Here is a 9,557-nt window from a genome sequence, read left to right as displayed (position 1 = left end):
AGTTAACATTATTGCCATTAAAGCATCTAAATTCTTACAGGAAGAAATAGATAAAGGGGATCCGCACTACATAATAGCGGGTTCAATACTAGATCAACATATTGTAAAAGAGTTAAACGGTGTCAATGTATCTGATATCAATCGCTGGGTTTAATGCAGATAAGATCACATCTGAAGATAGAAATAGTTTTAATCGTGAGTTGCATAAAATTGGCGATAAACCAAGCAGTGAGCGCCGTAATGCTATTTATATTCAAAATCACGTACAGTCTATATTTTTGTGACTTAAGTCACAAAAATAATGTAATGAATAAAATTAAACAATTATTTCTGTGACCAGGATTCATAAAAATTTCTTGAATTCAGGTAAACTGCGCAACTTTCATGCAATACATTTTCTCTTTTAGCGTTTTGTGCAGGTAAATACTGATGAACATTATTCTGATGATTGCCATTACCACCGGCATTCTCTCAGGTATCTGGGGTTGGGTTGCGGTCAGCCTGGGGCTTATTAGTTGGGCGGGGTTTTTGGGCTGCACCGCTTACTTTGCCTGCCCGCAAGGTGGTTTGAAAGGGCTGCTTATTACCCTGCTAACCTGCGTGAGCGGGGTGTTTTGGGCGATGATGATTATTCAGGGCAGCGCCTTGCAACCGGAATGGACCATCCTTGGCTATGTTCTGACGGGTCTTGTAGCGTTTCTGATGTGTATTCAGGCCTGTCAGCAGTGGTTATCCTTCGTCCCCGGCACCTTTATCGGTGCCTGTGCTACTTTTGCCGCAGATGGTAATTGGAAGCTGGTAATTGTTTCGCTGTTAGTCGGGGTGGTGTTTGGTTACGCCATGAAAAATAGCGGATTATGGTTAGCGGCGCGGCGTGATCGGCAAGAGAGTAGCCCCTTGGGAGCTTCTGTTGATAGTTGATGTTGATTGGATGAGCCGGTTCGGTTGGTATTCGCTCAGGTTATCGGTTCGGTTGACATGAGCTCGGTGTTCACTTGACCTCCAGCTCGGTTGAGGCCGCTGAGGTAAGGTGATAACTGAACGTCTATCAACCGAAATCAGATCCCGTACTCTATCAACCGAAACCTTTTCACCAAATCAAATCAAACCTGAACTACCCTAAATCACAACAGATGATTCGCCACTTTAACCACTATCTTGCGCAGTGGCGCAACATCGCCTAATGTTCCCATTGGGCGGTGCAACTCACCTGGGAATAGCAGGGCGATATCACCCGGAGCCAGAGTTAATAAAGTTTCGGTGGTAATACCTTCAAATAATCCGTAATCCCGTTCGCTATCAAAATCCATAGTTGGGCGCTGGCCCTGAGCTGATGGTGAAGCACCAATCACCTCACTGCCTTCCAGCAGAATATGAATATCAATGTAATAACGATGCAATTCAGGTGCTTGCTCATACAATGGTTTAGATGAGGCAATAATGTGATTAAGATAAATCTCACGGCCTTCAATATCTAATTCACCGGCGGGTAAATGGGCTAAATCCATCTTGCTGATGGCGGCCAGTGTGCGACGGATAGCGTCTGGGTAAAGTGGGTTATTCACCGCGCTTTTCAATTCATCAAGTATCATAACTATTCCTATATTTCTGCGTATGCATCATGCCGAGGATTTAAGCACAGTGACTGACGTTATTTTCCTGCTCCAGTGCGGCAATACAGTGTTTAACAACACCGGCAATGTCAGGTGATATATCAATTGGAATGATGTCCGGTTCGCGGGCATCAGGGGCTTCCAGTGTCGCGAACTGGCTCTTTAACAGACTCTCCGGCATAAAATGCCCCGCCCGTTGCTGCATTCTGCGTAATACCAAATCGTAATCGCCCGTCAGCCACAAAAAACGAATGCCCTGATTACCCTCGCGCAGACGGTCGCGATACTGTTTTTTCAGCGCCGAACAGACTAAAAAACCGACTTCATTCTTTTGTTGCAGGCTATATGCCACGTCACTTAGCCGTTCAAGCCACGGAGCGCGGTCACTATCATTAAGCGGCTGACCTGATGCCATCTTTTGGATGTTGGCGCGTGGGTGCAGATCATCGCCATCGATAAATTTGGCGTTAAGCGCCTGTGCCAGCGCTTGTCCCACACAGGATTTACCCGTGCCGGATACGCCCATCACAATAATGCATTTCCCAGACATAACTTTCCCCTGCCGTTTATCAGACTGCAACTAACATCCCGCCATCAACAAACAGCAGATGACCATTAACAAAGTCTGATGCTTTGGAAGAGAGGTACACCGCGGCACCAATTAACTCTTCCGGATCTCCCCAACGGGCGGCTGGCGTGCGTTTGCACAGCCAATCGGTGAAAGCCTTATCGTCCACTAGTGCTTTTGTCATATCCGTTTTGAAATAACCTGGGGCAATACCATTGACCTGAATATTGTAACGGGCCAGTTCAACACACATCCCACGCGTCAACATTTTCACTGCACCTTTAGAGGCAGCATATGGCGTGATAGTGTCGCGGCCTAATTCGCTTTGCATTGAGCAAATATTAATAATCTTTCCGTGCTGGCGTTTAACCATATAACGGGAAACTGCTTGTGAAACCAAGAATACAGATTTCTGATTTACCGCAATCACATCATCCCAATCTTTTTCTGGGAATTCGGTAAAGGCATGACGGCGTTGAATACCGGCATTGTTAATTAAAATATCAATGGCACCAATGTTATTTTCTATTTGTGCAATAGCATCATTCACAGCAGCATGGTCAGTGACATTAAATGCTGCGGCATAAGCAACAAAACCACTGTCGCGTAATTCTGCAGCGGCTTTTTCTGCGCGTTCTGCGGTAATATCATTAATTATTATTTCTGCGCCAAATTCGGCAAGGCCTTTTGCTAATAAAAAACCAATGCCTTGAGCGGAACCCGTAATTAATACTTTGCGGTTTTCTAACGAAAATAAATTCTTCATAGTCATTCCTGATGGATATGGCGCTTATTAATCGACATTATAAAATCAATATTATTGAATAATGGCTGTGCGAAAACATGTGCCTATCAAACCGTTTTCTGCTTTACCAAACTGTGATGCAGATCACTTTAATTCATGTTACGGGAAGCTGTTACCACTTACGTGAGCAGTATCGCCTTGGTGACGATAAAAGAGGGCTATTTGTGTGGGCTTTGTTCATTAATAGGGCGCGTGGTGGCTTAACTTATTGATAATAAAATAACTCAATAATAGAAAGCATGATTGTTATTGTATTTTAAATCAGTAACATGCTTTTCATTATCTCCGCTAACAGTGCATAATCACGTCATCCCATCTCACACTCTTGTTCCAGGTATATGCCATGAAAAACCAGCGTGTTACGTTACAGGATATCGCGTTACTAGCAGGCGTGACTAAAATGACGGTCAGCCGCTACTTACGCACGCCGGAAAAAGTGGCTCCAGAAACCGGTGAACGTATTGCCCAAGTGATGGCTGAAATCAATTACAGTGCTGATTCAGAAGGGGAAACTAGCCTCAATCAAAAAAGCCCGAGAATTGGTATCTTGGTTCCTTCCTTTAATAACCAAATTTTCTCTGATTTACTAGCCGGCATTGAGTCGGTCACTGCCGCCAGCGGTTATCAAACACTGGTAGTCAACTATAACTACAATAAAGAACGTGAAGAAGAACAAATAGTTAATCTGCTTTCTTGCCAGATTTCCGGGCTGATACTGACTGATTCTGAACATACCTTACGTGCGGATAAGTATCTGAATGCTTCCGAGCTTCCGGTTGCGCAAGTGATGGACTTAGAGCCCCAGTTCAACCGTATTACGGTCGGTTTTAATAATTATCAGGCCGCTTACGATATGACGGCTACATTGCTGGCCAGTGGGAAGCAAAATATTGTCTATTTCGGTTCCATGTCTGATGTGCGAGATCGTAAACGTTATCAAGGCTATAGCCAGGCAATGACGGACGCGGGGTTTGCACCACTGCATATTACGCCTAATAAAGTTTCATCCGTCTCTATTGGTGCCGGGATGTTGGCATTGGCACGACAAATGTATCCGCAAGTCGATGCTATTTTCTGCACCAATGATGATATGGCGGTGGGCGTGTTACAAGAATGCTTGAAGTTGGGCATGGCGGTGCCAGCAGAAATGGCGATTTCAGGTTTTCACGGGTTGGATATTGGGCAGGCAACCACTCCGGTACTGGCCAGTGTCACCACTCCGCGTTTTGAAATGGGCAAAGTAGCTGCTGAAATCTTGATTAAGAAAATCAAAAAAATCCCGACAATTGAACAGGTTGACCTGCATTATCGTATTTCACTCGGTGGAACTATCTAAGATTTCTGCGGTTGCTGAAATACCTCTAAATTGCCCATAACTGCCATTGTGTTATTGAATGGCAGTCAATGTTCCTCTTGGATCACCCGTCATAATAATATTCCTGGCATAACAAATTATGCCAATCCATAACATTTTGATTAAGGCATTACATAAATCATTAACGCTGGCTGGCTTAGCTGAAACAATTCAGCACCTGCAATGATAGGTTGATCACGTTACCGGTAACACGTTTTCTTAACATGATTTACAGTGACCTGCATCACAAAATAAAACATTGAAAACAGGTCTCATAATGACATTCGCTAAATGGCTTAATCATCTGATGACTATCTACTGCCATTTTTGGTTTTTGATTTATTGACATGATCAGGTACTCGTTATGAAAAACAGCAAACCATCTTCTTTCAAACAGGCCGTATTGATTATTGCCCCGGTAATGGACTATTTGACCGAGAAACTGGAACAGAATTTTACTGTTCATAAGCTCTTCGACGTTACGGATACTGCTGAATTTTTTGCACAACAAGGCGAGAATATTAAGGGTATTGTGACCCGTGGTGATATTGGTGTGACCAACGAGGTGCTGGGGTTATTACCCGAAGTACAGATTATCTCAATATTTGGCGTGGGAACTGACGCGGTTGATTTGGACTATACCCGTGAGCGCAATATCATCGTCACCACCACCCCTGGCGTATTGACTGATGATGTAGCTGATACCGCTCTGGGGCTGATTATCGCCACTTCACGGCGTCTCTGTCAGGCAGATAAATTCCTGCGTGCCGGTCAGTGGCCGCACAGCAGCTTGCCATTGGCCTCTAAAGTGACCGGCAAACGTCTGGGTGTTTTTGGTATGGGCCGTATTGGTCAGGCAATTGCCCGCCGCGCAGCCGGTTTTGATATGCAAATTGCCTACACTGACACAGCTAAAATTGAAAGTCTGCCATATGAACATGTCCCCGATTTGCTCAGCCTTGCCAGACAAAGCGATATTCTGGTTATAGCCATATCAGGCGGCAAAGACAGCATTGGTCTGGTTGATAAAACCATTTTTGCTGCGATGCCAAATCATGCTCTGCTGATTAATATTGCTCGTGGCAGTATGGTCAATCAGGATGATTTAATCCGTGCATTGCAACAGAAAAAAATTGGTGGGGCAGGTTTGGATGTATTTGCAGATGAGCCTAATGTGCCGCAGGCATTAATCGAAATGGACAACGTGGTATTGCTACCCCATATCGCCAGCGCCACCATCGAAACCCGAATTCAAATGAGTGATATTGTATTTTCAAATATTCAAGCTCACTTTGCGGGTGAAAAAGCACCCACTGCTATTACTTACTAATTAAGAAAAAATGAGGATTAATTAAATTGATCCTCAAATTATTATAATAAAAACAAACCATACATCGTGCATTTTAAATAACTGGCAAATTACTCTAATTTGTTGGCGGCATTCTCTACGCTATTTTCTGAATGGTGTGGGAATTATTCAGCTAGAGAAAGAGGCGTGTTTATATGGACAGTAAGATCCCTAATGCCCGTTGGTTCCGTGTTATTGTGCCAATAATGATTGCTTGTATTATTTCTTTTATGGACCGGGTAAATATTAGTTTTGCCCTACCAGGTGGTATGGAAAGCGATCTGGCTATTACCAGCCAAATGGCCGGTTTAGCAGGCGGTATTTTCTTTATTGGTTATTTATTTTTACAAGTACCGGGTGGCCGTATTGCTGTTCATGGCAGCGGCAGAAAATTCATTGCTTATTCCCTCGCCGTCTGGGCTGTCGTTTCCATTCTGACGGGCTTTGTGACTAACCATTATCAATTGTTATTCCTGCGTTTTGTGCTGGGTGTTTCTGAGGGCGGTATGTTGCCTGTGGTGTTGACCATGGTCAGCAACTGGTTCCCGGAACGCGAAATTGGCCGCGCCAATGCTTTCGTGATGATGTTTGCCCCCATCGGTGGCATGTTCACCGCGCCTTTATCTGGTTTTATTATCAATGCGTTAGATTGGCGCTGGCTGTTCTTCCTCGAAGGTTCACTGTCAGCCGTCGTGTTGATTATGTGGTGGTTTGTTATCAGTGACCGACCTGAAGAAGCCAAATGGCTGTCGAAAAAAGAGCGCGATTATCTGGTCACCGAGCTGTCACGTGAGCGGGCAGAGCGGATGCTGGATGCACCGGTCACCAATGCGCCATTAAAAGCGGTTTTCCTGAATAAAGGTTTGATGAAACTGGTGGCTCTGAACTTCTTTTATCAGACTGGGGATTATGGCTACACCTTGTGGTTGCCGACTATTTTGAAAAATCTGACCGGCGGTAATATGGCCTCGGTCGGTATTCTGGCTATTCTGCCGTTTATTGCCACCACTGCCGGTATTTATGTTATTTCGGCGCTATCAGATAAAACCGGTAAACGCCGTTTGCTGATAATGATTTCTCTGTTCTGTTTTGCCGCGGGTCTGGTGACATCGGTTATTTTCCGCCACAACGTATTGGTCTCTTATCTGGCTCTGGTGGTGTGCGGATTCTTCCTCAAAGCGGCAACCAGCCCATTTTGGTCTATTCCAGGCCGTATTGCTGTGCCAGAAGTGGCCGGTGGCGCTCGCGGTGTGATTAATGGGTTAGGTAATTTGGGCGGGTTCTGTGGCCCGTATCTGGTTGGTGTCATGATTTTCTTCTACGGCCAAAGTGCAGCCGTTTGCATGTTAGCTGGCTCATTAATTATTGCCGGGCTGATTACCTTAAGTTTGCCAAAAGAGTGTGATGTTGAAGTCGCAGCGAAGGGAAAGGGTATTGCTGACAAAGGCTTAGCCAAAGTAAAACGCGCTTAAGCCGCCAGGCGGTCTTTATTGCAACGGGCATGACCGCCGCCATTTATCACCGGAGAATCTCATGAATTTACAACAGCAACTTACCCTCAGCCAGCAGCATCAGCAACGACTGCAATTGACGAATTTTAATCATGAAATCGCCTGGCAGTTGGGTGAAAAAATAAAGCAACAGGCAGAGCGGCAAGGGCTGGCGCTGGCTATCAATATCCGGGTCAATGGGCAGACGTTATTTAGTTACGCCATGCCCGGTACCAGTGCGGAAAACGCTGACTGGCTGCGGCGCAAACGTAATGTGGTGGAGTTACTGGGCACCAGCTCCTATGCCGCAGGGTTGATGTTGCAACAGCGCCAAACCTCCCTTGAGGAGCGCTATGGTGTCAGCTTACGTGACTATGCCGCGCTAGGCGGTGGTTTCCCGTTACAGGTTAAGCAAGCAGGTATTATTGGCAGCGTAAATGTCTCCGGCGCGCCACATTTGGATGATCACAATTTGCTGTTGCAGGTGCTGGCGGATTTCATTGGCCTTCCTGCGGGCAGTATTGAACTTTTGGCTCCGCTGACTGAATAAGGAATGGCGATGAACCCGACTCTTACCCGTGTGACGCAGCGTATTATTGCGCGTTCTGCGCCGACCCGTACCGCCTATCTGCAACGCATCAGTGCGGCAAAAGAAAATACCGTTCACCGCTCACAATTGGCCTGCGGCAATCTGGCTCATGGTTTTGCCGCTTGCCAGCCAGAGGATAAAGCCGCACTGAAGAATATGGTGCGCAGCGATATCGCCATTATTACCTCCTACAATGACATGCTGTCAGCTCATCAGCCTTACGAGCATTATCCGCAACAACTTAAAGATGCGCTGCATCAAGTGGGGGCGGTCGGGCAAGTGGCGGGGGGCGTTCCTGCGATGTGTGATGGCGTGACGCAAGGGCAGGATGGCATGGAATTATCGCTGATGAGCCGCGATGTGATTGCTATGTCGGCGGCTATCGGCTTATCGCACAATATGTTTGATGGCGCATTGTATCTCGGTGTGTGTGACAAAATTGTGCCGGGGTTGCTGATGGCGGCGTTGTCATTTGGTCATTTACCGGCGGTTTTTGTGCCGGCAGGGCCAATGGCCAGCGGCCTGTCCAATAAAGAAAAAGTGCGAGTGCGCCAACTGTATGCCGAGGGCAAAGTTGACCGACATGCACTATTGGAAGCCGAGTCTGCCTCTTATCACAGCGCCGGTACCTGTACATTTTATGGCACCGCCAACTCGAATCAGATGGTGATGGAAGTGATGGGGCTGCATTTGCCCGGCTCCTCTTTTGTTCAGCCCAATACGCCACTGCGTGATGCACTGACAGCCGCGGCGGCACGGCAAGTTACGCGCTTGACGCAAACCAGTAGTAATTATTTGCCGGTTGGTCAATTGGTGGATGAAAAAGTGGTGGTGAATGGCATTGTGGCGCTTCTGGCTACCGGCGGTTCGACCAATCACACCATGCATTTGGTGGCGATGGCGCGCTCGGCGGGCATAATCATTGATTGGGATGATTTTTCTGAACTGTCGGAAGTGATCCCGCAGTTGTGTCGCATTTACCCTAACGGCCCGGCGGATATTAACTATTTCCAGGCCGCAGGCGGCGTGGCTTTGTTGATACAAGAGTTATTGCAAGGCGGTTTGTTGCACGAGGATGTTCATACGGTGGCCGGGTTCGGTCTGCAACGTTACACGCAAGAGCCTTATCTGGACGCGGGTCAGTTGCAGTGGCGCAGTGGGTCAGAACGTTCATTGGATGACAGCGTCATTGCCAGTCTGAGCAAACCTTTCTCACCTCATGGCGGCACTAAAGTATTGAGTGGTAATCTGGGTAGAGCGGTGATGAAAACCTCAGCCGTACCGCATGATCATCAAATTATTGAAGGGCCAGCCGTGGTGTTTGACAGCCAGCATGATGTCGGGCCAGCGTTTGAATCCGGTGCGCTCGACCGCGATTGTGTGGTGGTGGTGCGCTATCAGGGGCCGCGTGCCATTGGTATGCCGGAATTGCATAAATTGATGCCGCCACTGGGGGTATTACTGGATCGCGGTTTTAAAGTGGCGTTAGTCACGGATGGCCGTTTGTCCGGTGCATCCGGTAAAGTGCCATCTGCCATTCATGTGACACCAGAGGCTTATTGTGGTGGCTTACTGGCGAAAATTCGCAATGGCGATCGGGTGCGGGTTGATGGTGTCAGCGGTGAACTTTCGCTGCTGGTGGATGAAGCCGAACTGGCCACTCGCCACCCGGCATTACCCGATATCTCGGCTTTCCATGTGGGATGTGGTCGTGAATTGTTTGGCGCGTTGCGCGAACAATTGACTGGCGCAGAGCAGGGGGCGTGCTGTATTCGGTTTTAATGAGAGTT

General features: G+C 47.0%; 9 protein-coding genes. 6 read left to right on the top strand and 3 right to left on the bottom strand.

Annotation, left to right across the window (positions count from 1 at the left end):
• Nucleotides 1–429: 429 nt before the first annotated feature.
• Nucleotides 430–921, top strand: coding sequence for a DUF1097 domain-containing protein (locus HU019_RS14000; RefSeq protein ID WP_174846951.1), 492 nt, complete (start codon nucleotides 430–432; stop codon nucleotides 919–921).
• A 203-nt stretch (nucleotides 922–1,124) separates the two neighbouring features.
• On the opposite strand, the gene HU019_RS13995 is transcribed toward HU019_RS14000, so the two are convergent.
• From HU019_RS13995 to idnO, 3 genes are read right to left on the bottom strand one after another with little or no spacing between them, the layout of a single operon-like run.
• Nucleotides 1,125–1,592, bottom strand: a complete 468-nt coding sequence (locus HU019_RS13995) for a NanQ anomerase/TabA/YiaL family protein (RefSeq protein ID WP_174846952.1) — start codon at nucleotides 1,590–1,592, stop codon at nucleotides 1,125–1,127.
• A 40-nt stretch (nucleotides 1,593–1,632) separates the two neighbouring features.
• Complete coding sequence (locus tag HU019_RS13990) at nucleotides 1,633–2,163, bottom strand: gluconokinase (RefSeq protein ID WP_174846953.1); 531 nt, start codon at nucleotides 2,161–2,163, stop codon at nucleotides 1,633–1,635.
• Nucleotides 2,164–2,182: 19 nt separating this feature from the next.
• The gene (gene idnO, locus HU019_RS13985) at nucleotides 2,183–2,947 is read right to left on the bottom strand and encodes a gluconate 5-dehydrogenase (protein ID WP_174846954.1); all 765 of its coding nucleotides are present in this window, start codon (nucleotides 2,945–2,947) and stop codon (nucleotides 2,183–2,185) included.
• Between the two features lie 382 nt (nucleotides 2,948–3,329).
• Between idnO and HU019_RS13980 the strand changes: the two genes are divergently transcribed.
• The 5 genes from HU019_RS13980 (at nucleotide 3,330) to edd (ending at nucleotide 9,549) form a co-directional block, all read left to right on the top strand.
• Nucleotides 3,330–4,322, top strand: coding sequence for a substrate-binding domain-containing protein (locus HU019_RS13980; protein WP_174846955.1), 993 nt, complete (start codon nucleotides 3,330–3,332; stop codon nucleotides 4,320–4,322).
• Nucleotides 4,323–4,704: 382 nt separating this feature from the next.
• Entirely contained in the window at nucleotides 4,705–5,670 is a 966-nt protein-coding gene (locus HU019_RS13975; RefSeq protein WP_174846956.1) for a 2-hydroxyacid dehydrogenase, read from the top strand.
• Nucleotides 5,671–5,843: 173 nt separating this feature from the next.
• Nucleotides 5,844–7,160, top strand: a complete 1,317-nt coding sequence (locus HU019_RS13970; RefSeq protein ID WP_174846957.1) for an MFS transporter — start codon at nucleotides 5,844–5,846, stop codon at nucleotides 7,158–7,160.
• Between the two features lie 61 nt (nucleotides 7,161–7,221).
• On the top strand, nucleotides 7,222–7,728 hold the full coding sequence (locus tag HU019_RS13965; RefSeq protein WP_174846958.1) for a heme-degrading domain-containing protein: 507 nt from the start codon (nucleotides 7,222–7,224) through the stop codon (nucleotides 7,726–7,728).
• Between the two features lie 9 nt (nucleotides 7,729–7,737).
• Nucleotides 7,738–9,549, top strand: coding sequence for a phosphogluconate dehydratase (gene edd / locus HU019_RS13960; protein ID WP_174846959.1), 1,812 nt, complete (start codon nucleotides 7,738–7,740; stop codon nucleotides 9,547–9,549).
• The last annotated feature ends 8 nt before the right edge of the window (nucleotides 9,550–9,557 follow it).

Origin of the sequence: Yersinia artesiana (genome assembly GCF_902726545.1) — a bacterium.
Taxonomy (GTDB): Bacteria; Pseudomonadota; Gammaproteobacteria; order Enterobacterales; family Enterobacteriaceae; genus Yersinia; species Yersinia artesiana.
Note: the sequence above shows the minus strand (reverse complement) of the source record. Positions and strands in the feature narration are given on the sequence as shown.

Coding starts and splice junctions, on each gene's coding strand:
- HU019_RS14000 (WP_174846951.1), top strand. CDS start 430: ATGAACATTATTCTGATGATTGCCATTACCACCGGCATTCTCTCAGGT.
- HU019_RS13995 (WP_174846952.1), bottom strand. CDS start 1,592: ATGATACTTGATGAATTGAAAAGCGCGGTGAATAACCCACTTTACCCA.
- HU019_RS13990 (WP_174846953.1), bottom strand. CDS start 2,163: ATGTCTGGGAAATGCATTATTGTGATGGGCGTATCCGGCACGGGTAAA.
- idnO (WP_174846954.1), bottom strand. CDS start 2,947: ATGAAGAATTTATTTTCGTTAGAAAACCGCAAAGTATTAATTACGGGT.
- HU019_RS13980 (WP_174846955.1), top strand. CDS start 3,330: ATGAAAAACCAGCGTGTTACGTTACAGGATATCGCGTTACTAGCAGGC.
- HU019_RS13975 (WP_174846956.1), top strand. CDS start 4,705: ATGAAAAACAGCAAACCATCTTCTTTCAAACAGGCCGTATTGATTATT.
- HU019_RS13970 (WP_174846957.1), top strand. CDS start 5,844: ATGGACAGTAAGATCCCTAATGCCCGTTGGTTCCGTGTTATTGTGCCA.
- HU019_RS13965 (WP_174846958.1), top strand. CDS start 7,222: ATGAATTTACAACAGCAACTTACCCTCAGCCAGCAGCATCAGCAACGA.
- edd (WP_174846959.1), top strand. CDS start 7,738: ATGAACCCGACTCTTACCCGTGTGACGCAGCGTATTATTGCGCGTTCT.